This window comes from Leeia aquatica (assembly GCF_012641365.1).
In the GTDB taxonomy this organism is placed as follows: domain Bacteria; phylum Pseudomonadota; class Gammaproteobacteria; order Burkholderiales; family Leeiaceae; genus Leeia; species Leeia aquatica.
Genome location: NZ_JABAIM010000002.1, coordinates 204,294 through 226,166, shown reverse-complemented (window position 1 = coordinate 226,166; position 21,873 = coordinate 204,294). Strand labels below are relative to the sequence as shown.

General features: G+C 60.5%; 18 protein-coding genes. 12 read left to right on the top strand and 6 right to left on the bottom strand.

Annotated features, from left to right (window positions below; genetic code table 11):
* Positions 1 to 2: 2 nt before the first annotated feature.
* The 3 genes from aceF to HF682_RS10095 all read right to left on the bottom strand — a co-directional run bounded on the left by aceF (position 3) and on the right by HF682_RS10095 (position 6,569).
* Complete coding sequence (aceF, locus tag HF682_RS10105; protein WP_168877172.1) at positions 3 to 1,664, bottom strand: dihydrolipoyllysine-residue acetyltransferase; 1,662 nt, start codon at positions 1,662 to 1,664, stop codon at positions 3 to 5.
* Positions 1,665 to 1,732: 68 nt separating this feature from the next.
* Positions 1,733 to 4,396: a pyruvate dehydrogenase (acetyl-transferring), homodimeric type gene (aceE, locus tag HF682_RS10100; protein ID WP_168877171.1), complete on the bottom strand. Its 2,664-nt coding sequence runs from the start codon at positions 4,394 to 4,396 to the stop codon at positions 1,733 to 1,735.
* Positions 4,397 to 4,973: 577 nt separating this feature from the next.
* Positions 4,974 to 6,569 carry a peptide chain release factor 3 gene (locus tag HF682_RS10095; RefSeq protein WP_168877170.1) on the bottom strand — a complete coding sequence of 532 codons (1,596 nt, stop codon included), beginning with the start codon at positions 6,567 to 6,569 and terminating at the stop codon, positions 4,974 to 4,976.
* A gap of 285 nt (positions 6,570 to 6,854) precedes the next feature.
* Here HF682_RS10095 and crcB point away from each other — a divergent pair, with 285 nt between their 5' ends.
* From crcB to fliI, 7 genes are all read left to right on the top strand, one after another.
* Positions 6,855 to 7,235 carry a fluoride efflux transporter CrcB gene (gene crcB, locus HF682_RS10090; RefSeq protein ID WP_168877169.1) on the top strand — a complete coding sequence of 127 codons (381 nt, stop codon included), beginning with the start codon at positions 6,855 to 6,857 and terminating at the stop codon, positions 7,233 to 7,235.
* Positions 7,236 to 7,280: 45 nt separating this feature from the next.
* Positions 7,281 to 7,844 (top strand): thermonuclease family protein, encoded by a 564-nt coding sequence (locus HF682_RS10085; RefSeq protein ID WP_240947224.1) that lies wholly within the window; start codon positions 7,281 to 7,283, stop codon positions 7,842 to 7,844.
* Between the two features lie 130 nt (positions 7,845 to 7,974).
* Positions 7,975 to 8,292: a flagellar hook-basal body complex protein FliE gene (gene fliE / locus HF682_RS10080; protein ID WP_168877167.1), complete on the top strand. Its 318-nt coding sequence runs from the start codon at positions 7,975 to 7,977 to the stop codon at positions 8,290 to 8,292.
* An 18-nt stretch (positions 8,293 to 8,310) separates the two neighbouring features.
* Positions 8,311 to 10,053, top strand: a complete 1,743-nt coding sequence (gene fliF / locus HF682_RS10075) for a flagellar basal-body MS-ring/collar protein FliF (protein ID WP_168877166.1) — start codon at positions 8,311 to 8,313, stop codon at positions 10,051 to 10,053.
* Entirely contained in the window at positions 10,050 to 11,048 is a 999-nt protein-coding gene (gene fliG, locus HF682_RS10070) for a flagellar motor switch protein FliG (protein ID WP_168877165.1), read from the top strand. The genes fliF and fliG overlap by 4 nt, the downstream gene beginning before the upstream one ends.
* Entirely contained in the window at positions 11,038 to 11,721 is a 684-nt protein-coding gene (locus HF682_RS10065) for a flagellar assembly protein FliH (RefSeq protein WP_168877164.1), read from the top strand. Before fliG ends, HF682_RS10065 begins: the two co-directional genes overlap by 11 nt.
* Positions 11,705 to 13,105, top strand: coding sequence for a flagellar protein export ATPase FliI (fliI, locus tag HF682_RS10060; protein ID WP_168877163.1), 1,401 nt, complete (start codon positions 11,705 to 11,707; stop codon positions 13,103 to 13,105). Before HF682_RS10065 ends, fliI begins: the two co-directional genes overlap by 17 nt.
* Here the strand turns inward: fliI and HF682_RS10055 are convergent, their stop codons facing one another.
* Positions 13,106 to 14,038: an exopolyphosphatase gene (locus tag HF682_RS10055; protein WP_168877162.1), complete on the bottom strand. Its 933-nt coding sequence runs from the start codon at positions 14,036 to 14,038 to the stop codon at positions 13,106 to 13,108.
* A 71-nt stretch (positions 14,039 to 14,109) separates the two neighbouring features.
* Positions 14,110 to 14,694 carry a methyltransferase gene (locus tag HF682_RS10050; RefSeq protein WP_168877161.1) on the bottom strand — a complete coding sequence of 195 codons (585 nt, stop codon included), beginning with the start codon at positions 14,692 to 14,694 and terminating at the stop codon, positions 14,110 to 14,112.
* A gap of 65 nt (positions 14,695 to 14,759) precedes the next feature.
* On the opposite strand from HF682_RS10050, the gene yoaA reads away from it, so the two are divergent.
* The 5 genes from yoaA to HF682_RS10025 all read left to right on the top strand — a co-directional run bounded on the left by yoaA (position 14,760) and on the right by HF682_RS10025 (position 21,068).
* The gene (gene yoaA / locus HF682_RS10045; RefSeq protein ID WP_308418723.1) at positions 14,760 to 16,700 is read left to right on the top strand and encodes a DNA repair helicase YoaA; all 1,941 of its coding nucleotides are present in this window, start codon (positions 14,760 to 14,762) and stop codon (positions 16,698 to 16,700) included.
* A gap of 300 nt (positions 16,701 to 17,000) precedes the next feature.
* Positions 17,001 to 18,224 carry an ABC transporter substrate-binding protein gene (locus tag HF682_RS10040; protein ID WP_168877160.1) on the top strand — a complete coding sequence of 408 codons (1,224 nt, stop codon included), beginning with the start codon at positions 17,001 to 17,003 and terminating at the stop codon, positions 18,222 to 18,224.
* A gap of 135 nt (positions 18,225 to 18,359) precedes the next feature.
* A complete protein-coding gene (locus tag HF682_RS10035) occupies positions 18,360 to 19,370 on the top strand; it encodes a DUF2157 domain-containing protein (protein ID WP_168877159.1) in 1,011 nt (336 codons plus the stop codon).
* Positions 19,367 to 20,497 carry a DUF4401 domain-containing protein gene (locus HF682_RS10030; RefSeq protein ID WP_168877158.1) on the top strand — a complete coding sequence of 377 codons (1,131 nt, stop codon included), beginning with the start codon at positions 19,367 to 19,369 and terminating at the stop codon, positions 20,495 to 20,497. Before HF682_RS10035 ends, HF682_RS10030 begins: the two co-directional genes overlap by 4 nt.
* Entirely contained in the window at positions 20,484 to 21,068 is a 585-nt protein-coding gene (locus HF682_RS10025; protein ID WP_168877157.1) for a GDYXXLXY domain-containing protein, read from the top strand. The genes HF682_RS10030 and HF682_RS10025 overlap by 14 nt, the downstream gene beginning before the upstream one ends.
* A 4-nt stretch (positions 21,069 to 21,072) precedes the next feature.
* On the opposite strand, the gene HF682_RS10020 is transcribed toward HF682_RS10025, so the two are convergent.
* The gene (locus tag HF682_RS10020) at positions 21,073 to 21,813 is read right to left on the bottom strand and encodes a substrate-binding periplasmic protein (protein WP_168877156.1); all 741 of its coding nucleotides are present in this window, start codon (positions 21,811 to 21,813) and stop codon (positions 21,073 to 21,075) included.
* Positions 21,814 to 21,873: the final 60 nt, after the last annotated feature.

Sequence of the window (21,873 nt, the reverse complement as noted above, 5' to 3'; positions counted from 1 at the left end):
CCTTACAGCATCACACGGCGGAAATCCGCCAGGATCTGTGCGAAGTAGGTGTTGAAACGGGCGGCTTCCGCGCCGTCGATCACGCGGTGATCCCACGACAGGCTGAGCGGCAGCATCAGGCGTGGCACAAACTGCTTGCCATCCCATACCGGCTTCATGCTCGACTTACACACCCCCATGATGGCCACTTCCGGCGCATTGATGATCGGGGTGAAGTAGGTACCGCCAATGCCGCCCAGGCTGGAGATGGAGAAGCAGCCGCCTTGCATCTGCTCGGGCTTCAGCTTGCCATCGCGTGCCAGCTTGGCCAGCTCGCCCATTTCCTGGGCAATCTGGAACACGCCCTTCTGGTCGACATCGCGAATCACCGGCACCACCAGCCCGTTCGGGGTGTCTGCGGCAAAGCCGATATGGAAGAACTGCTTGAGGACCAGCTGGTCGCCATCGAGCGAGGCATTGAAGGTCGGGAACTTCTTCAGTGCTGCCGCCGCTGCCTTGAGCATGAAGGCCAGCATGGTGACCTTGACGCCGCTCTTCTCGTTTTCCTTGTTCAGCTGAACGCGGAAGGCTTCCAGCTCGGTGATGTCAGCATCTTCGTGGTTGGTGACATGCGGAATCATCACCCAGTTGCGATGCAGGTTGGCACCGGAAATCTTCTTGATGCGCGACAGCGGCTGCTTTTCCACTGGGCCGAACTTGCTGAAGTCGACCTTGGGCCATGGCAACACGTCCAGGCCACTGCCACCACCGGCTGCGGGCGCGGCGGCTGCGACGGGCGCACCGTTGGTCAGCTGCTGCAGTGCGCCTTTGACAAACTGCTGCACATCGCTTTGCACGATGCGGCTCTTGGGGCCACTGCCTTTGACCTTGGACAGGTCGACACCCAGCTCGCGGGCAAACCGGCGCACCGACGGGCTAGCGTGCGCTTGTGCAAAGCCGACTTCGTCAATCGGCGTAAACGCTGGTGCGGCATGGGTGGGCATCAGGTTGCCATCCATGCCGGCGGACACCGGCGGGTTGCTGACGGCGGCGACAGGTGCAGCGGCGGGGGCGGCCTGTGCAGCAACCGGTGCTGCGACCAGGGCAGGGGCTGCAGCAGGGGCTGGCGCTGCTGTCGCACCACTGCTGGCGACCGTGATGATCAGGCTGCCTTCCGATGCCTTGTCGCCCACCTTCAGGTGGACACTTTGCACCACGCCTGCGGCGCTGCTCGGTACTTCCATGGTGGCCTTGTCGGTTTCCAGCGTCACCAGCGAGTCATCCACCTGCACCGTGTCACCAACCTTGACCAGCACTTCGATGACATCAACGCTCTTGTAGTCACCGATATCCGGCACCTTGACTTCGACTACACCGCCTGCGGCAGACTGGCTGGGTGCGGGTGCGGGTGCGGGTGCGGGTGCGGGTGCGCTGACGCCTGCTGCGGCAGCCTCCACCCGGACCAACACGCTGCCTTCGGACACCTTGTCGCCCAGCTTGATCAACACCTCTTTCACCACCCCGGCGGCGGCGGCGGGGACTTCCATGGTGGCCTTGTCGGTTTCCAGCGTCACCAGCGAGTCATCCACCTGTACCGTGTCGCCAACCTTGACCAATACTTCAATCACCTCGACATCCTTGTAATCGCCAATGTCGGGTACTTTCAGTTCAATGAGCGTGCTCATGTCTGTTCCTGTCTAGTGTAGCGGGCTGCCGTGGTGAGGCAGCCCGGTCGATTCCAGCGTGGAAGCCCTTATACGGTGGCCGGGTTGGCCTTCTCCGGGTCCAGACCATACTTGGTGATGGCTTGCGCCACCACATCGCGACCGATCTTGCCTTCCTTGGCCAGCGCCGACAGCGCCGAGACGGTGATGAAGTAGCGGTCCACCTCGAAGAAGTGGCGCAGCTTGCGGCGGGTGTCCGAACGACCAAAACCATCCGTACCCAGCACCACGTATTGCCCAGGCACCCAGTTACGGATCTGGTCTGCGTAGTTGCGGATGTAATCGGTGGTGGCAATGAACGGTCCTTGGCGACCGGACAACTGCTCCTCCACATAGCTCAGCTTCGGCTCGGCGGTCGGGTTCAGCAGGTTCCAGCGTTCCGCAGCAACCGCATCGCGCTTCAGCTCATTGAAGCTCGGCACGCTCCAGATGTCCGACTCCACACCCCAGTCGTCGCGCAGCAGGTCTGCGGCGGCAATGGATTCGCGCAAGATGGTACCGGAGCCCAGCAGCTGTACCTTCTTGTCGCTGTCCGCACCTTGCTTGAACAGGTACAGGCCCTTGAGAATGCCTTCCTCCACCCCTTCCGGCATCTCCGGGTGGGTGTAGTTTTCGTTCATCAAGGTGATGTAGTAGTAGATGTTTTCGTTTTCGGCGTACATCCGGCGCAGGCCGTCCTGCACGATGACCGCCACCTCATAGGAGAAGGTCGGATCGTAAGACAGGCAGTTCGGGATGAAGCCCGCGAAGACGTGGCTATGGCCATCCTGGTGCTGCAAGCCTTCACCGTTGAGCGTGGTGCGGCCGGCGGTACCACCCAGCAGGAAGCCGCGCGCCCGCATGTCGCCCGCTGCCCAGGCCAGGTCACCAATCCGCTGGAAGCCGAACATCGAGTAGTAGATGTAGAACGGAATCATCGGCACGCCATGGTTGGCGTAAGCCGTCGCCGCAGCAATCCAGTCCGACATGCCGCCTGCTTCGTTGATGCCTTCCTGCAGGACCTGGCCGCTCTTGTCTTCCTTGTAGAACATCAGCTGTTCGCTGTCCTGCGGCACGTACAGCTGACCGACCGAGCTCCAGATGCCCAGCTGGCGGAACATGCCTTCCATGCCGAAGGTGCGGGATTCATCCGGCACGATCGGTACCACGTGGCGGCCAATATTCTTGTCCTTCACCAGCATGCCCAGCATCTGCACAAAGGCCATGGTGGTGGAAAGTTCGCGCTCACCAGATGATTTTAGCAGGCGCTCAAAGGTGTTCAGTGCCGGAATGTCCAGCGCGGTTTCTACCGGCTTGCGCGAGGGCAGGTAGCCGCCCAGTGCCGCGCGGCGACCCAGCATGTACTGCATTTCCGGGCTGTCGTCGGCAGGCTTGTAGAACGGTACTTCCGGCAGTTGCTCGTCGCTGACCGGGATGCGGAAGCGGTCACGGAACTCGCGCAGCGAGTCGATATCCATCTTCTTTTGCTGGTGGGTGATGTTCTGTGCTTCACCGGCACGGCCCATGCCGTAGCCCTTGATGGTCTTGGCCAGAATCACGGTCGGGCGGCCGCCAGGATTGTTCACCGCCTGATGGTAAGCGGCGTACACCTTGTGCGGGTCGTGACCGCCACGGTTCAGACGCCAGATGTCCTCGTCGGACATGTTGGCGACCATTTCTTCCAGTTCCTTGTACTTGCCAAAGAAGTGGACGCGCACATAGCGGCCATCCTTGGACTTCATGGTCTGGTAATCGCCGTCCACGCATTCTTCCATGCGCTGCTTCAGCAGGCCCTTGGTGTCGCGCGCCAGCAGAGGGTCCCAGAAGCTGCCCCACACCACCTTGATCACATTCCAGCCCGCGCCACGGAAGTCACCTTCCAGTTCCTGGATGATCTTGCCGTTGCCGCGCACCGGGCCGTCCAGACGCTGCAGGTTACAGTTGATGACAAACACCAGGTTATCCAGCTTTTCGCGGCCAGCCAGCGAAATGGCGCCCAGCGATTCCGGCTCATCCATTTCACCGTCACCGCAGAAGCACCAGACCTTGCGGTTGGTATCTTTCGACAGGCCGCGGCTTTCCAGATACTTCATGAAGCGGGCCTGGTAGATGGCCATGATCGGGCCTAGACCCATGGACACGGTCGGGAACTGCCAGAAGTCCGGCATCAGCCACGGGTGCGGATAGGACGACAGACCACCGCCATCCACTTCCTGACGGAAGCTGTTGAGCTGGTCTTCGCTGATACGGCCTTCCAGATAGGCGCGCGCATAGATGCCGGGCGCTGAGTGGCCCTGCATATAGACCAGATCGCCGCCGTGTTCGGCGGTGGGTGCATGCCAGAAGTGGTTGAAACCCACATCGTACAGGGTGGCAGCCGAGGCGAAGGAGGCAATGTGGCCGCCCAGCTCGGAAGAATTCTTGTTGGCGCGAATCACCATCGCCAGTGCGTTCCAGCGAATGTACGACCGGATGCGTTCTTCCAGCGCATGATCACCTGGGCTGCGTGCTTCCTTGTGCGGCGGAATGGTGTTCAGGTAAGCGGTGGTCGCCGAGAAGGGCAGGTGGGCACCGGTACGGCGCGCCTTGTCGGTCAGCGTTTCCAGCAGGAACTGGGCGCGTTCGCTACCTTCGTGTTCCAGAACGCTTTCCAGCGCTTCCAGCCACTCCCGGGTTTCTTGCGGGTCGATGTCATTCGGTGGTAGTGCAGTCATCGTGGACCTCTTGCTCTTGATGTTGTCTCGCAAAGGCAGCATAGCCTGTTGGCGGGCGGATGGCCTGCTTTCAGGTGTCAGTTTGCCGGTGGTTTTGGATCAGGCAGAAACAGCTTGTAGCGCCAGTATCCGGGAACGCCAAGGCTACGGGCTTGCGCTGGGTCAAGCGGGTCGGAGGATGGGGATGCTGTACAGCGTATCGGTACCGGATCATGCCCTTGCCTTGTGGATGGGGTCAGTGCGCTGGCGCACATGCGCAGCGCCAGCCGACTGGCACACTACAGTTGCGCCGTATTATGCCTACTGTGTACAGGTGAGTAAAGTGTAGTAAAGGTACATTGTTAGCGCGCAAACAAGTGAGATTTTGACAGTGAATTGCCATTTGTGCGGCGCATCATGCCGTATAAGGCGCATCCTGCCTTGAGAGGTAGATGGCGATATGCATGATTTTCGCGTATTGAAACTACAAAGCCTGCGAAATATTAGTGAGGTAATTATGCGTGAACGCTGATTTTATTTTGCTTGCGGACAAGAAAAAGGCGCGCCAGCCTGGCGCGCCTGCCATGAAGGCGTGGAATTACAGCTGAGCGGCGTGTTCCCGGGTGGCGTGAAACACCACATCCGGCCAGCGTTCCTGCGTCAGCTGCAGGTTCACGCGGCTGGTGGCCAGGAAGGCCAGATTGCCGCCCGCGTCGATCGCCAGTTGGTGTACCAGCGCCTTTTCAAATTCAGCGCGCTGCTTGCTGTCCTTGAAGCTGACCCAACGGGCGGTGGCGGTGCTGGTCGATTCAAACACGGCGTCCACGCCGTATTCGTTGGCCAGGCGGCTGGCTACCACTTCAAACTGCAGCACACCCACGGCACCCAGAATGATGTCGGCACCGTTTAGCGGCTTGAACACCTGCACTGCACCTTCTTCACCCAGCTGCTGCAGCCCTTTGTGCAGTTGCTTGATCTTCAGCGGGTTGCGGATGCGGGCGGCCTTGAACAGTTCTGGTGCAAAGAAGGGGATGCCGGTGAACTGCAGTACTTCACCTTCGGTGAAGCTGTCGCCAATCTGCATGTTGCCGTGGTTAGGGATGCCGATGATGTCACCCGCCCAAGCTTCTTCCACCTGCTCACGCTCGTGTGCCATGAAGGTCACCACGCTGTTGGCTGAAACATCACGGTTCAGGCGCACGTGTTTCATCTTCATGCCGCGCTCGAACTGACCGGAACACACCCGCACAAAGGCAATGCGGTCACGGTGCTTCGGGTCCATATTGGCCTGAATCTTGAACACGAAGCCGGAGAACTTGGCTTCGGTCGGTGCTACATCGCGCTGCATGGTGTGGCGATTACCCGGTGCGGGGGACCAGTCCACCAGTGCATTCAGAATCTCGCGCACGCCGAAGTTATTGATGGCAGAACCGAAGAACACCGGCGTTTGCTTGCCGGCCAGGAAGGCCTGCAGGTCAAACGGGTGTGAGGCCCCCTGCACCAGTTCGATTTCGTTGCGCAGCTGCTGGATTTCCAGTGGGAACAGTTCATCCAGACGCGGGTTGTTCAGGCCGTCGATCACCTCGTTGACCAGCTGGTTGGCCGACTCCTGACCGGCGTCGAACAGCACCACCTTGTCTTGCAGGATGTTGTACACCCCACGAAAGGTCTTGCCCATGCCAATGGGCCAGGTAATGGGCGCGCACTGGATCTGCAGCACGTTCTCCACCTCGTCCAGCAACTCCAGCGAGTCGCGCACTTCACGGTCGTACTTGTTCATGAAGGTGACGATGGGGGTGTCGCGCAGGCGGCAGACATTCAGCAGCTTGATGGTTTGCTCTTCCACGCCCTTGGCGGCGTCGATCACCATCAGTGCCGAATCCACAGCGGTCAACACCCGGTAGGTGTCTTCAGAGAAGTCCTGGTGGCCGGGCGTGTCCAGCAGGTTGATGACGTGCTCGCGGTAGTCGAACTGCATCACGCTGGAGGCGACGGAAATGCCGCGCTGCTTTTCAATCTCCATCCAGTCAGAGGTGGCATGGCGGCCCGATTTGCGCGCCTTGACGGTGCCGGCGAGCTGAATGGCGCCCGAGAACAGCAGTAGCTTCTCGGTCAGGGTGGTTTTACCCGCATCGGGGTGGGAAATGATGGCGAAGGTCCGGCGACGGCCGACTTCGTTAGCGATCTGACTCATGATGTTAGCCTTGGGCAAGGGCGGCACCGCAGCCGCCACAGCAATACAGAGCGACACCGGCAGCATGGGCGGTGTCGATGATATGTTCGGGTATTCCGCTGATCAAAACAGGGGTTTTACATGGCTCGGGCCTGGTTCGGGGTCGGCAGTGTGCAGCGCACTTGCCGGAAAGAGGCTTGCGATTGTACGTAAGCGCATGAATCAAATCAAATTTCATATGGCTTGCTGCCGCAAGGGTAGCGCTCTGGCACAATCTGCTGCCAGATACAGCAACAGGAGAGGGACATGATGTGGTTGGCGGTAGGGGCGGGGGCTGCGCTGGGGGCCTGGCTGCGCTGGGGCTTGAGTGTGTGGCTGAACCCGGTATCCAGCTGGTTGCCGCTCGGTACCTGGCTGGCCAATCTGGGCGGCGGTTACCTGATGGGACTGGCGATGGGGGCGGTTTTGGCGCACCCGCACTGGTCAGCGGAGACGCGGCTGTTTATCATGACCGGCTTTTTGGGCGGCCTGACCACGTTTTCCACCTTTTCCTCAGAAGTGCTGACCCATTTGCTCAAGGGTAACTGGGTGGCCGCAACCGGGATGATCCTGTTGCATGTCTGTGGCTCGGTGATGTTGACCCTGCTGGGTTTCTGGCAGGCGCAGCAATGGTGGGGGCGGGCCTGAGTCGGAGGCAGGAAAATGCGCAGGCAGTCGATTCTTTCTGCAGTCATGCGATTGCTGAACGCCCGTAGTGGCATCGCGCGGCTGATGGCCATGGTAGCCTTGCTGCTGGCATTGTGGGCGGGCTGGCAATGGCAGGGGCGCGGCGGCCAGCAGCGTGCGGCTGCGGGAGAGATCGTCGGCACGGTGGTCGGGGTGTCGGATGGTGATACCTTGACGGTGCTGGATGCGGATCATCAGCGCTATAAGGTGCGGCTGGCCTTTATTGATGCGCCGGAGAAATCTCAGCCCTATGGCATGCGTGCCAAGCAGGCGCTGTCTGATCTGGTCTATCAGCAGCAAGTGCGGGTGAAGGTGGTGGAGCAGGATCGCTATGGCCGTAACGTCGGGCAGGTCTGGCTGGGCGAGCAGGATGTCAACTTCCGGCAGGTGCAGCAGGGGATGGCCTGGCACTACCAGCAGTATGCCCGCAAGGGCCAGTCGGGCGAGGAGTTTTCACGGTATGAGTCAGCACAGTCTGAGGCGCAGGGGCAGGGCTCCGGCTTGTGGGCAGACCGGTCGGCAGAGCCACCGTGGCAATATCGCCGCAACCAGCGCGACGGGGCGGGCTGATTCGGCAGAAAGCCGCACCACAGGCGGCATCTCGTGTCATAATATGAAACATGACGTCAGGGTCATGATGGGCGTAGTGCAAGCGCCGCATGGCCTGCTTTGAACCCATCCACAGAACGGAGGTCGCGCAATGAACGTAAACGGCGTGCAGCAACTTCTGTCCAACATGCGCTCGATGGCCGATCAGGCTGCCGGTGGTACTGCGACGGAGGCCCCAACGAGTGGGGGTGACTTTGCCGGGATGCTGCAATCGGCGGTCAACCGCGTCAACGATCTGCAAAAGCAGGCAGAGTCGGCTCAGCAGTCTTTCGCCGTCGGAGAGCCGGGCATGGATCTGCAGGATGTGATGATGGCCATGCAGAAGGCCAGCCTTTCTTTCCAGACCCTGGTACAGGTGCGTAACAAGCTCACCACCGCCTATCAGGAAATCTCCAACATGCAGGTTTGAGGGTAGCGTCTCCTGGCTATGGCACAAGCGGCAACGCAACCCTTCTCCGCACTGACAACACGCTTCAGCGAGCTGCCCAACTCCCGCAAGGTCGCCATCATGGTGGCGGTTGCTGCTTTGGTGGCGATGGTGGTGGCGGTCCTGCTGTGGGCGCAGAAGCCCGCGCAGAAAACCCTGTTTGCCAACCTGTCGGACAAGGACAGTGGTGCAGTGGTGGCGTCGCTGCAGCAGATGAATATTCCCTACACCGTCGAACCCGGCAATGTGATCATGGTGCCGGAAAACGTGGTGTACGATACCCGGATCAAGCTGGCCACCCAGGGCTTGCCCAAGTCCGGCGCTGCGGGCTTTGAGCTGATGGACAACCAGCGGCTGGGGATTTCCCAGTTTGCCGAGCAGGTATCCTACCAGCGTGCGGTAGAAGGCGAACTCTCGCGCTCCATTGAGTCCATTGATGCCATTGAGTCGGCCCGAGTGCATCTGGCCTTTCCCAAGAGCACCGTATTTGTCCGCGAGCAACAAAAACCCACCGCCTCCATCCTGCTGAACCTGCGCGGCGGCCGTACCCTGGATGAAGCGCAGATTGCCGGCATCATGCACCTGGTCGCCAACAGCGTGCCGGATCTGCCGATGAAGAATGTGTCCATCGTCGATCAACGCGGCAACCTGCTGTCGGACAACACGGCAGGCGCCCGTCCCGGCGGGCTGGATGCCAAGCAGCTGGATTACGTCCATCAGGTGGAAAGCAGCTTTGCACGACGGATCGAAGAGATCCTGTCGCCGGTCTGGGGCAAGGACAACATCAAGGCCCAGGTGACGGCACAGCTGGACTTTGCCCAGACCGAGCAGACCTCGGAGACCTTCAAGCCCAATGGCGCGGCATCCGAAGCGACGGTACGCAGTCAGCAGACGGTGGAAACCATTGGTGATGGCAGCACCGGGGCGGGCGGTGTGCCGGGCGCCTTGTCCAATCAGCCGCCGGGTGCGGCCACCGCACCGTTGACCGCGACCAATCCGCCCGGCAGTACCACCGCCAATGCGACGACCGGCAGTGGCACCACGCGCCATCGTGAAAACACCACCAATTACGAAGTGGACAAGACCGTCAGCCACACCTTGCTGCCGACGGGCAGTGTCAAGCGCTTGTCCGTGGCGGTGGTGGTGAACTACAAGAAGAAAACCGTATCCGGTAAGGACAGCTTTGTCCCGCTGACCCGACAGGAGTTGGGGCAGGTGGAGAATCTGGCGCGCGAAGCAATGGGCTTCAATCAGCAGCGTGGCGACAGCCTGAACGTGGTGAATGCGCAGTTTGCGGATAGCCAGCTGGCTGCCGCGGCACCGACTTCGCTGGTGGACAAGGTGATGGCGCAGGCTACGCTCAGCTGGATGGACTGGCTGAAGTACGCGGTCATTGGCGGCATTGCGGCCTACCTGTTCTTTGGCGTGCTGCGCCCCTTGATGCGTGACCTCACCGGCAGCAGCTACCGTATGGAGCCGCAACTGGCCGGTGCAGGCGCCGGTGCCGGGCAGGGGGGCGCGGCGGGCGTGCCAAGCCTTGGGCCGGATGGTGAGGTGATGGATACGGTGAGCCTGTCACCGGAAGAGCAGCAGCAGGCTAGACAGCGTGAAGATGCCGAAGAGGCTGCTCGTGTCGCCAGCTATGCTGACAATCTGAGCACAGCCAAGAATCTGGCCAAGGAAGACCCGCGCATGGTGGCGACCATCATCCGTGAGTGGATCGTGAAGGAGGATGACGCATGAGCGACGCTGGGGTTCGACGCGGTGCCATCCTGCTGATGTCGCTGGGGGAAACCGAGGCCGCCGAGGTGTTCAAATACCTGGGCCCTAAAGATGTGCAGAAGCTCGGTTTTGCCATGGCGGCGATGGAGGGGGTGACGCGCGAAGAAGTGGACGATGTCCTGCGTGATTTCCGCGCCGCCTCGATGAACCGGGCTAACCTCGGTGCTGCCGATGAGTATATCCGCTCGGTGCTGACCATGGCGCTGGGGACCGACAAGGCCGCCAACCTGCTCGACCGTATCTTGCAGGGCGGTGACAACACCGGCATTGAAAGCCTGAAGTGGATGGATTCCAGCTCGGTGGCGGAGCTGATCAAGAACGAGCACCCGCAGATCATTGCCACCATTCTGGTGCACCTGGAAGAAGACCAGGCCAGTGAGATTTTAGGCTGCTTCGTCGAGCGCCTGCGCAATGATGTGATTCTGCGGATTGCCACGCTTGATGGTATCCAGCCCTCGGCGCTGCGTGATCTGAACGAGGTGCTCACCCAGCTGCTGTCCGGCTCGGACAAGATCAAGAAGAGCGCACTGGGCGGCGTGAAGATGGCCGCCGAAATCCTCAACTTCATGGGCGCGGTGGTGGAAACGTCGGCCATTCAGGCCATCCGCGAATACGACCCCGAGCTGGCACAGAAGATTCAGGACAAGATGTTTGTGTTCGAGAACGTGATCGACATCGACGACCGTGGCATTCAGCTGCTGCTACGTGAAGTGCAGTCCGATTCGCTGGTGCTGGCGCTGAAAGGGACCAGCCAGGCACTGCGGGACAAAATCTTCAAGAACATGTCGCAACGTGCCGCCGAAATGCTGCGGGATGACTTTGAGGCCAAGGGCCCGGTCCGCTTGTCGGAAGTGGAAGCCGAGCAGAAGGAAATCCTGAAGATTGTGCGCAAGCTGGCTGACGAAGGTCAGATTGTCCTCGGCGGCAAGGGTGGGGACGAAGGCCTTGTCGAATAGGGTAATCCCGGCAGAGGCTCTGACCCAGTATCAGCGCTGGGAGCCCACCACCAATTTTGGTGTACCCCTTGCACCGCCTGAGTCCGTAGCCGACCCGGCAAGCGAGAACCATCAGCAGGCGGAAGCACTGCTGCCTGAGGTCGAACCCGAAGTATTGATGATGCCGACCGCCGAAGAGCTGGCTGCCCTGCAGCAGCAAGCCCATGACGAGGGCTATGCAGCGGGCTTGCAGGCGGGGCAGGATGAGCTGACCCACCGGCTGGCGGTACTCACCGAGTTGACGGGGCACCTGTCGCAACTGGTGAGCCAGACCGAGCAGCAACTGGCAGCTGATCTGGTGCACCTGGCAGTCCGCATGGCCGAGCAGGTGCTGAGTGATACCCTGCGTGAGCAGCCACAGCGGCTGCTGGCACTGGTACAGGAAGTGATTGCAGATGTACCTTACCTGGGCGAGCAGCCGCGCCTGTATCTGCATCCGGAAGACCTGGACTTGCTGCGGCACAGCTTGCAGGTCGAGCTTGCCCCTGATGGCTGGTTACTTCAACCGGACCCCGCGCTGACCCGTGGCGGTTGCCGCCTGGAAACGGCGGGCGGCAGTGTGGATGCTACACTGGAAACCCGGTGGCAGCGCGTGCTGGCCGCACTGGGGCAAGGCCATGCACAGCCTGACTGATTATCAGCGTTACCTGCAGGATGCCGCCATTGCGGTAGGCGATGTGCAGCCGTGGCAAAGCGCTGGGCGTCTGGTGCGTGCCGCCGGTCTGGTGCTGGAGGCTATCGGGCTGCGCTTGCCGGTGGGCAGCAGTTGCCGGATTGACGCGGGTGAATTCCAGATTGAAGCCGAAGTAGTCGGTTTTGCCGGTGACAAACTGTTCCTGATGCCGCTGTCGGATGCCTACGGGCTGGAGGCAGGGGCACGGGTGGTGCCGGTGGAAGCGCTGGGCCAGCACACCCCAACTTTTGGCGAAACCTATTACCGCCCGGCAGCGGGTGAAGACAAGGGCCGGCAAGTGCCGGTGGGTGAAGGGCTGCTGGGCCGGGTGCTGGATGGCATTGGCCGCCCGCTGGACGGCAAAGGCCCTTTGCGCTTTGAGCGGTTGGTGCCCTTGGGTAGCCGCCCTTACAACCCGATGGAACGGATGCCGGTAAAACAGACGCTGGACGTCGGGGTGCGCACCATCAATGCCATGCTCACGGTTGGGCGTGGGCAGCGTCTGGGTCTGTTTGCCGGTTCCGGCGTCGGCAAGAGTGTGCTGTTGGGCATGATGGCGCGCTATACCGAGGCGGATCGGGTGGTGGTGGGCCTGATCGGCGAGCGGGGGCGTGAGGTCAAGGATTTCATCGAGAATATCCTGGGTGAGACCGGACTGGCACGCTCGGTGGTGGTGGCTGCGCCTGCCGATGCACCACCACTGATCCGGCTGCACGGCGCCTCCTACGCCACCCGACTGGCAGAGTATTTCCGTGACCGGGGCGAGAATGTGCTGCTGATCATGGATTCACTTACCCGCTACGCCATGGCGCAGCGCGAGATTGCTCTGGCGATTGGGGAGCCCCCCGCCACCAAAGGTTATCCACCTTCCGTATTTGCCATGCTGCCACGGCTGGTGGAGCGCGCAGGCAATGGCCGAGCGGGGTCGGGTTCCATTACGGCTTTCTACACGGTGCTGTCGGAGGGGGATGACCAGCAAGACCCGATTGCGGACAGCGCTCGTGCCATTCTCGATGGCCACATCGTGTTGTCGCGGCAGCTGGCGGATCAGGGTCATTACCCGGCCATCGACATTGAGCAGTCCATCAGCCGGGTGATGACCGACCTGATCGACCCACAGGAGCTGCAGCAGGTTCGCCAGTTCAAGTACCTGTATTCACGCTACCAGCGCAATCGTGATCTGATCAATGTCGGGGCGTACAGCCGGGGGGCGGACCCGATTCTGGACCGGGCCATCGCGCTGATCCCGCAAATGGAAGCCTTCCTGCAGCAAGATATCCACGAACGGGAGGACTACCCTGGCGCGCGGCAGCGACTGGAGCTGCTCTACCCGCAGATGCTGTAATCAGCCGTCCTGATTGATCTTGCTGGTCAATGCACTGAGCACGGCATTGGCCTCGTGATTCTCGACCTGGCAAGTACCGGCATTCTCATGCCCACCGCCGCCATAGCGCAGCATCAGCTCGCCAATATTGGTTTGCGAGCTGCGGTTGAGGATGGACTTGCCGGTGGCCAGCACGGTGTTCTGCTTGTCCCGTCCCCACATCACGTGGATGGAAATATTGCACTGCGGGAAGAGGGCATAGATCAGGAAGCGGTTTGCCGCATAAATGGTGTCTTCATCACGCAGGTCCAGCACCACCAGATTCTGATACACCTTGCTGCAATTGAGAATCTGCGCCTTGGCTTTGGCTTCGTGCTCACGGTATAGCTCGATGCGCTCTACCACGTCCGGCAGTTTGAGGATGTCCTCAATGCCGTGGTCGCGGCAGTAGCGGATCAAATCCATCATCAGCGCATAGTTGGAAATGCGGAACTGACGGAAGCGGCCCAGCCCGGTGCGAGCGTCCATCAGATAGTTAAGCAGTACCCATCCTTCCGGATTGAGCACCTCTTCCTTGCTGAAACGCGCCGAGTCAGCTTTGTCGACGGCTTCCATCATCTCATCGCTGACGTGCGGGAAGCGCTGCTTGCCGCCGTAATAGTCATACACCACCCGCGCAGCGGAAGGAGCATCTGGGTGAATGATGTGGTTCTTGCGCTCACCTTCATTGCGGATGGTCTCCGAATGGTGGTGGTCAAACGCCAAGTGTGCTGCTGCCACGTAGGGCAGGTTGGTGGTGATGTCATGGCCGGTAATGGCCACCTTGCCATCCTGCATGTCCTTGGGGTGGACGAACAGGATGTCATCAATCAGCTCCAGTTCGTTCATCAGGACCGCGCAAACCAGCCCGTCAAAGTCGCTACGGGTAACCAGGCGAAACTTCTGTGCAGACATGGGTAACTCCATACAGGAAAAGCAAGGGCTTCTTACAGCGTAAACCCTGAACCCCGGCTCCGCCAGTGACTTTACGCACAGCGTCGCCAGATCATCCAGTACTCCTGGCCAGAGAAAACCGGCAGGCTGTAGCGGGCTTGCGCACATGCCAGTCGCTCAAAGCCGGGGCCGAGTAGCTGCTGTACTGTGGCCTCATCTGTACCAAAGGGCGGGCCATGGGGTTTGTCGGCCAGGAAAAAATAGCCTGCCAGATAGCCACCCGGCTTCAGCAAGGTTTGCATGCCACGTCCCCAGTCAGACCAGCGACTGCGCGGCAGTGCGCACAGGAAAGCCCGTTCGTAAATCCAGTCATAACCCTGCGGGTCATTCAATGCAAAGAAATCCGCCTGATGGACACAGTCTGCCAAGGGGCCGAGCACCGCTTGTGCTGCAGCGACGGCATCCGGGCTGAAATCAATGGCGGTAACCTGATGGCCGCCCTGAGCCAATGCCTGCACCTCGTGGCCATGCCCGCAGCCGGGAATCAGCACTCGCCCCCGCTCGTGCTGATGAGCGAACTCGGCAATTTCATGTGGAATGCCGCCCGCATTCCATGGGGTGACGCCATTTTGATAGCGGCTGTTCCAAAAGTCGGCCTGGCTGCTGTCCTGCGGCATAAGGGGGTCCGGTCGGGTGGCAAGATGCGGTATGATGCACCCCCCAGCTTTGAAATGTCACCCCCGTGCCGTTGACCCTGATTGATGCCTTTGCAGAGGATGGCCCGCTGGCCAAGGCGATACCCGGTTTCCGGGCGCGCGAGGCACAGCAGGAGATGGCTGCTGCCATTGAAGCGACCATCCGCGAAAACCGGGTTTTGGTGGCAGAGGCTGGCACCGGCACTGGCAAGACACTGGCCTACCTGGTACCTGCCTTGCTCTCCGGTGGCAAGGTGGTAATCTCCACCGGCACCAAGACCCTGCAGGACCAGCTGTTCCTGCGCGACCTGCCTACGGTGCGTGCTGCGCTGAAAAGTCCGGCCCGCATTGCACTGCTCAAAGGGCGCGCCAACTATGTCTGTCTCTATCACCTGAAGCGCGCGCAGGAACAGGGGCGCTTTGCGTCACGCGAAGATGCGGCCATGCTGCCGAAGATCATCCGTTTTGCTGAAGTCAGCCAGAGCGGTGACCGCAGTGAGCTGGGCAGCGTGCCAGAGTCTGCCCCGGTGTGGTCCGCGGTGACCTCGACCCGCGACAATTGCCTCGGCCAGGAGTGCGAAGACTACGAAGCCTGTTTCGTGATGAAAGCACGCCGTGAGGCGATGCAGTCGGACGTGGTGGTGGTGAACCACCACCTGTTCTTTGCCGATCTGGCCCTGCGCGATGGCGGTGTGGCCGAGTTGTTGCCGAACTGTAATACCGTGGTGTTTGATGAGGCGCATCAGCTGCCGGAAGTGGCCACCCAGTTTTTTGGCGATACCTTGTCATCCAGCCAGCTGATTGAACTGTCGCGTGACAGCCGTATCGAGGCGCTGTTGCACGCACGTGATTTTGCGGTACTGCCGGAAGCGGCTCAGGTGCTGGACAAAGCTGTGCGTGACCTGCGTTTGACTTTCCGCATGGAGGTGGCGCGCCTGTCGCAGCAAGAGGTATTGGCAAACGACGCGTTCGTGCAGCAGCTGGAGGAGGTGGGGCGTGCCTTGCAGGAACTGAAGGAACTGCTCGATAGCCAGGCCGCCCGCGCAGAAGAGCTGAAGCGCTGCGCCGAGCGTGCCGATATGCTGCTGCAGTTGTTTGATGCCTGGCAGAACCTGACGGAAGGTACCTTGATCCGCTGGCTGGAGCTCACCCAGCACGGCTTCCAGATGCACAGCACACCGTTGTCGATTGCCAGCCTGTTCAACCGTCAGCTCAAGCAAGGGGTGCGCAGCTGGGTTTTTACTTCGGCGACCTTGTCGGTCGGTGGTGACTTCAACCATTACTGCAATGAAATGGGGCTGTATGAAGCTACCAGCCAGAGCTGGGACAGCCCGTTTGCCTATGGCGAGCAAGCCTTGCTGTATGTGCCGGAAGGCATGCCGGAGCCGAACGCGCCGGGCTATACCCGCGCAGTGGTGGAGGCGGCCTTTCCCTTGGTGGCGGCCAGCCAGGGGCGTGCTTTTCTGCTGTTTACCAGCTTGCGCGCCATGCGTGAAGCCCACGAGTTATTGAGTATCCGGCTGGCGGGTGCCGATTTGAGCTATCCCTTGCTGTTGCAAGGGGAGGCATCGCGCACTGAGTTGCTGGAGCGCTTCCGGCAGGAGCCGCACGCCATTCTGGTGGCCAGCCAGAGTTTCTGGGAAGGGGTGGACGTAGCTGGTGATGCCCTCACGCTGGTAGTGATCGACCGCTTGCCGTTTGCCGCACCGGATGACCCGGTGCTGGCGGCACGGATTGAACATCTGCAGAAGCAGGGACTCAACCCCTTCATCCACCATCAGTTGCCGAATGCTGTGATCACCCTCAAACAAGGTGCCGGGCGCTTGATCCGTACCGAAACCGATCATGGGGTGTTGATGATCTGTGACCCCCGATTGATCGACAAACCCTACGGCAAGCGTATCTGGCGCAGCTTGCCGCCCATGCGGCGCAGTCGTCAGCGGGAAGCCGCGGTGTCCTTCCTGGTCGAGCGCTTGCCCCAGCTTTAATGCAGATTAGCTTGTGGTGTGACTGCACTGTGGTAAAGCGCCGATCTTGGCACGCGCTGTGACCCCGAGATAACGCCACTTTCTCTGCAGTTTTCGCATTACGCCCTCTTTGTTCACGAGACGGTAAGCCGGTTTTAAGACACCTGTCCTTTTGCATACTGCAGACCGGTTGTAACTGCGTGAATATTAATTCAAAATACACAAAGCAGTGAACTGAAGTTCAATAACAACTGCACCAAAAACTACAGACCCGACAGCATGAACTGACGGGTGCTTTCCGAAGAGAGACAGGAGAACACCATGACTTTCACCCCCCGCCTGCTGGCGGTGGCTTGCCTGACTGCGTCTTTCGCCCAGGCAGCGACTGGTATTTCCGACAACGTGGTCAAGATAGGCGTACTGACCGACATGAACGGCATCTACGCCCAGGTTGGGGGTAAAGGTACCGTTGCCGCGGCACAGATGGCGATTGCCGACTTTGGTGGCAAGGTGCTGGGCAAGCCCATCCAGCTGGTCTCTGCGGACCATCGTAACGAGCCGGAAGAAGCGGTACGCATCGCCAAAGGCTGGATGGAAGGCGGCGAAGTTGACATGGTCACCGACCTGATGAATTCCGAAGTAGCGCTGGAAGTACAACGCTACGCCGCCACCCAGCGCAAGATCACCATGACCACGGGGGCTACCACCAGCCAGCTGACCAACCGAGCTTGCACTCGATATGGCATTCACTACGCGATGGATGCCTATGCGCTGATCACCACGTCGATCCGAGAGGCCTCGGTGGACGGAGCTGATAGCTGGGCCATCCTGATGGTGGATTACGGCAAGGCCAGCCCGCTGACCGGCGACATGCTGGATGGCCTGGCGCTGATCAAGCAGTCCGGCGGCAAATTCCTTGGCAGTGTCAAGCACGAGCCTGGGCAGGCCGACATGACCGGGCCACTGCTGGAGGTGCAAGCCAAGGGTGCCAAAGAGCTGGTGTTGGCCAATGCAGGTGGTGACTTTGTCAATGCCATGCGCCAGGCCAAGGATTTTGGTCTGGCTGAGAAAGGGCAAGAGTTCATCGGCGTGGTGGTATATGAGTCCGATATTCGCGCACTCGGTCTGGATGCGGCACAAGGCATGCGCTATACCACCGCCTTCTATTGGGACATGAACCCGGAAACCCGGGCCTGGGCGCAGCGGTTCTACAAAAAATTTGGCAGCATGCCCAATCAGAACCAGGCTGGGGTGTACTCAGCCGTTACCCATTATCTGAACGCGGTACGTGATACGGGGACCGATGAGGCCGATACCGTGATGGCCAAAATGAAATCCACGCCAATCAATGACTTCTTTGCCAAGGCTGGGCGCATCCGCGAGGATGGCCGCATGATTCATGACATGTACTATGTACAGGTGAAGCGGCCTTCCGAGTCCAAGAGCGACTGGGACTTGCTGAAGGTGATGCGGACCATCAAGGGAGACAGGGCCTTCCGCCCGGTGGAGAAGAGCGGCTGCGCGCTGCTGAAACAGTCCAGCTAGCCGCAGGCCCTGTCCAAAGGGGGCAGTGTTGTCCCCGGTGACTGCCGGGTTCATTTTTCAATACTTGTACGCTTGACGTTTCCGTGGCTGGGCAAGCGGGTTATGATGCCCGCATTGTCCGGCATGGAGACTCCCATGAGTGATCATCGACTCAGACAGCTGGCAGCGCAGGGACTGCTGGATGCGTCTGGCTTTCAGCGAGCCTTGCGGATGGCCGGGTTACGACCCACGCCGCCGGTCTGGCGCAAGCAATCGGATCTGTTGTTGCTGGTCGGCGGAGTACTGATGCTGCTGTCCGGCATTGTCAGTTTCTTTGCCTGGAACTGGAATGCCCTGCCGGGCTGGGCCAAACTGGCCCTGGTGTTGACCGGGCTGGTACTGGCGGCCGGGGTCAGCTTGATCAGCCCATGGGAGCAAGCGCGTGGGCAGTGGTCACTGTTTGCCGCGGTGGTGATGATTGGGGTGGTGGCTGCGGTGGTGGGGCAGGTGTATCAGACCGGTGCCGACCCCTGGCAACTGTTTGCCCTATGGGCTGTATTGGGTTTGCCCTGGACACTGCTGGCACGCTTTCAGCCCTTGTGGCTACTGTGGCTGTGCATCCTCTCATTGTCTCTGTGGCTATGGCAAAGCCTGTACAGCAACAGTGCCTTTTCCATGCATGCCATCAATATGCCCATGCTGTTGCTGCACACGCTAGCGCTACTGAGCTGGGAGCGCTGGCGTGGCCATCTGCCGCACTGGCAGCATCGGGTGGTGCCGCGCCTGCTTGGCGCGGGTATTGCTTGGCAATGTACCCTTGCGCTCTGGTCGGTGGTCGGGGACTGGCGCAATTACTTCTGGATGGAGCACGGTGGCTGGCATGATGGTGTCGGCGTGCTGCAGGGAACCATCACCTTGCTGCCCAGCCTGCTGTGGCTGGGAGGCGGCTTCGCGCTCTATTACCGCCGCAAAGAGCTGTTCATGGTGACTCTACCGGTGTTTGCGGCGGGAGGGGCCATCCTGATCGGTGTGGGTTCGCGCATGCGCATGAGCGATACCGGTACCTGGCTGATCCTTGCACTGCTCAGTATTGCCATGAGTATCGGTGTGGTGAAGCTGCTGCGGCAGTGGCATGGGCAATGGTCTGAACAGGAGGGGGCAGCATGAGCACGCTCAGTGTGTCTGAAGTCCTGCAGGTGCTGCAAAGGGAAGGGCGGCTGCCGGCAGAATTGCCACCCGAAACCCAGCGTGAGCTGCCTTGGTATCTGGATGCCCTACTGCTGGTTGCGGCCTGGGTTTCGGCCATTCTGGTGATCATCTTCACCAGTCTCCTGCTGTTTGCCAATGGTGGCGAGGGTTCACCGGGCAGCTTTATCGCCTTTGGCGTGATGTACACGGTAGCCGGCTGGGCGCTGATGCGAGTCAAGCAGCGAGCCGTGTTTCTTGAGCACATTGCTGTACCACTGTTTGTAGCGGGCGGAAGCTGCTTGTGGTTTGGCCTGTTTTCCAGACTGAATATCGGTTGGGAGGATAAGGAAAAGGTTGCCGCCCTGTATGGACTGGTGATTGCGGCTGCGTATTACGTGATCGGGGCCAATGCGTTTGCCCGCTTTCTGGCGGCGGTGGCCATGCTGGCGGCCATTGAGGTGCTGGTGTGGACCTCGCTACGCTACGGTTGGGATCCGGAGGATGGCAGTCGGCAAGTGTGGGATGTGCTCTCCATCCCGCAAACCCTGCGAAACCTGCTGGAGTGTCTCGCTCTCTGGCTATGCTTCCGCTTCAACGACGCTGCACTGGTACGGGGCTGGCGGCACTGGCTGCGTCCGTTCTTCTGGGCCCTGCTCGGTGCCGTCATCCTGCAGGCCATGGTGCAGTCTACTGCTCATCAGTGGTCAGGGCAGGGGGATGAGCTGCGCACCTGGTGGAATGCGCAGAGTCTGGTGTTTGCTCTGCCATTGCTGCTGTGGCTGGGGCGGCGCCTCTTGAAACAGGAAGAGGTGCCCCTGGCTGCACTGGCACCCTTGCTGCTCTTCCTGCCAACCGCCGTATTGTCGCCCATGCTGGGTGTGGGGCTGCTGGTATTGCTGATGGGGATGGAGCATGGTGACCGTCGTCTGCTGGGCATCGGTGTGCTGTGTGTGGTCGCTGGCTTTGGCTATTTCTACTTCAACCTGGGCTGGACCTTGCTGCACAAGTCCATCCTGCTGATGGTCAGCGGCAGCCTGATGCTGGTTTGGTACGGCTGGCGTCGCCGTGTACAGCACAAACAAGGAGACAGCCATGAAATGGTCTGAACGATTGCCACGGCAGCGCAGCTTGTTTCTGGCGGGGTTGCTGCTGCCACTGCTGGCCTTTGCCGGGCTGATCGGGCGCAATGAGGGCTTGTTGCACCAAGGACGGGTGGTGGTGCTGGCGCTGGCGCCGGTGGATCCACGCTCCCTGATGCAGGGCGACTACATGGCGCTGGATTACGAGGTGGCGCAGCAGCTGGGGGATCAGCTACGGCAGAAAGAGGATGCTGTGCGTGAAGCAGCACGGCAAAAGAACCCGGATGCCGTGCTGCCCGAAATAGAGCACCCCGAGCAGAGTCGTATGGTGCTCAAAGCCGACCCTGGCGGGGTAGCGCGCCTGCAGCGGCTGGAAGATGGCAAGCCCTTGCGGGCCGGTGAGTTCTATTTGAGTTTCAAATGGCGTACCCGCTGGTCGTGGGACCGGCCCGCCTTGCCAAGCGAAGCCTGGTTCTTTCAGGAGGGTGAAGGCGAGCGCTTCGCCAAGGCTCGTTTTGCGGTACTGCGGGTGGGTGAGGATGGCCGCAGTTTGCTGACAGGCTTGCAGGATGAGCAGCACAAGCCCATTCTGCCGTGAAGGTTCAGGCAGGGGGCTTGGGGGCTGCAATATTCCCCACTGCACGCAGCCCTTGATTGAACTGGTTGAGTAGCCATTGGCCGCGCGGTGTTTTACGGAACACCACATAGAGGGCTTTTTGTTCCAGCAAACGGGGCTGCAGGCGCAGCTGGTGGGCATGGGCGCGTAGTGTACTTTGGGTGAGGAGCAGATACTCGAACACTTGGGCATCCATGACCGCGACATCCACCCGTCCAGCGGCGAGCTTGTGCAGCAGGGTCAGGTCATCTGCGCTGCGGTCACTATTGAGCGTACCTTGTGCAATCAGGCGGTCCAGCTCCGGCGTATTGACATAGCCTTGTACCACCCCAATCGTTTTACGCTGGGCCGCCAGGTCTTCCAGCCGTGTCCAGACCACCGGATTGGCCACCCGTTCTGCCAACCCCAGCGGGCTGTAGGCCACGGGCAAAGAGTAGAGCCATTCCTTGCGCAGCATTGCATCGTCGTACTCCACCAGATAGCCATCATATGGTGCCGCACGCGCCAGGGCGATGGTGCGCGCCCAAGGGTAGAAATCGACTTGCAACTGGATGCCATTGCGGGCAAATGCTGCGCGCACCGTCGCCACGGCGCGGCCTTGCTGTGGCAGATGTGCACCCATATAGGGGGCCCACTCGCTGGCGGCAAAACGGGCCGTCAGGTGCGGTTCGCACCAGGCTGTCAGGGGGATGTACCAGAGACACAGCAGGATGGTCAGCTGTCGCATCGCAACTCGTCAGCAGGGATCGGGTGCCTGAATTATAATCCCGACTTTGCCCGTTTTCTG

What these genes read in the sequence shown, in the direction of transcription:
- aceF (WP_168877172.1), bottom strand. Translation starts at nt 1,664, where the DNA reads ATGAGCACGCTCATTGAACTGAAAGTACCCGACATTGGCGATTACAAG.
- aceE (WP_168877171.1), bottom strand. Translation starts at nt 4,396, where the DNA reads ATGACTGCACTACCACCGAATGACATCGACCCGCAAGAAACCCGGGAG.
- HF682_RS10095 (WP_168877170.1), bottom strand. Translation starts at nt 6,569, where the DNA reads ATGAGTCAGATCGCTAACGAAGTCGGCCGTCGCCGGACCTTCGCCATC.
- crcB (WP_168877169.1), top strand. Translation starts at nt 6,855, where the DNA reads ATGATGTGGTTGGCGGTAGGGGCGGGGGCTGCGCTGGGGGCCTGGCTG.
- HF682_RS10085 (WP_240947224.1), top strand. Translation starts at nt 7,281, where the DNA reads ATGCGATTGCTGAACGCCCGTAGTGGCATCGCGCGGCTGATGGCCATG.
- fliE (WP_168877167.1), top strand. Translation starts at nt 7,975, where the DNA reads ATGAACGTAAACGGCGTGCAGCAACTTCTGTCCAACATGCGCTCGATG.
- fliF (WP_168877166.1), top strand. Translation starts at nt 8,311, where the DNA reads ATGGCACAAGCGGCAACGCAACCCTTCTCCGCACTGACAACACGCTTC.
- fliG (WP_168877165.1), top strand. Translation starts at nt 10,050, where the DNA reads ATGAGCGACGCTGGGGTTCGACGCGGTGCCATCCTGCTGATGTCGCTG.
- fliI (WP_168877163.1), top strand. Translation starts at nt 11,705, where the DNA reads ATGCACAGCCTGACTGATTATCAGCGTTACCTGCAGGATGCCGCCATT.
- HF682_RS10055 (WP_168877162.1), bottom strand. Translation starts at nt 14,038, where the DNA reads ATGTCTGCACAGAAGTTTCGCCTGGTTACCCGTAGCGACTTTGACGGG.
- HF682_RS10050 (WP_168877161.1), bottom strand. Translation starts at nt 14,694, where the DNA reads ATGCCGCAGGACAGCAGCCAGGCCGACTTTTGGAACAGCCGCTATCAA.
- HF682_RS10040 (WP_168877160.1), top strand. Translation starts at nt 17,001, where the DNA reads ATGACTTTCACCCCCCGCCTGCTGGCGGTGGCTTGCCTGACTGCGTCT.
- HF682_RS10035 (WP_168877159.1), top strand. Translation starts at nt 18,360, where the DNA reads ATGAGTGATCATCGACTCAGACAGCTGGCAGCGCAGGGACTGCTGGAT.
- HF682_RS10030 (WP_168877158.1), top strand. Translation starts at nt 19,367, where the DNA reads ATGAGCACGCTCAGTGTGTCTGAAGTCCTGCAGGTGCTGCAAAGGGAA.
- HF682_RS10025 (WP_168877157.1), top strand. Translation starts at nt 20,484, where the DNA reads ATGAAATGGTCTGAACGATTGCCACGGCAGCGCAGCTTGTTTCTGGCG.
- HF682_RS10020 (WP_168877156.1), bottom strand. Translation starts at nt 21,813, where the DNA reads ATGCGACAGCTGACCATCCTGCTGTGTCTCTGGTACATCCCCCTGACA.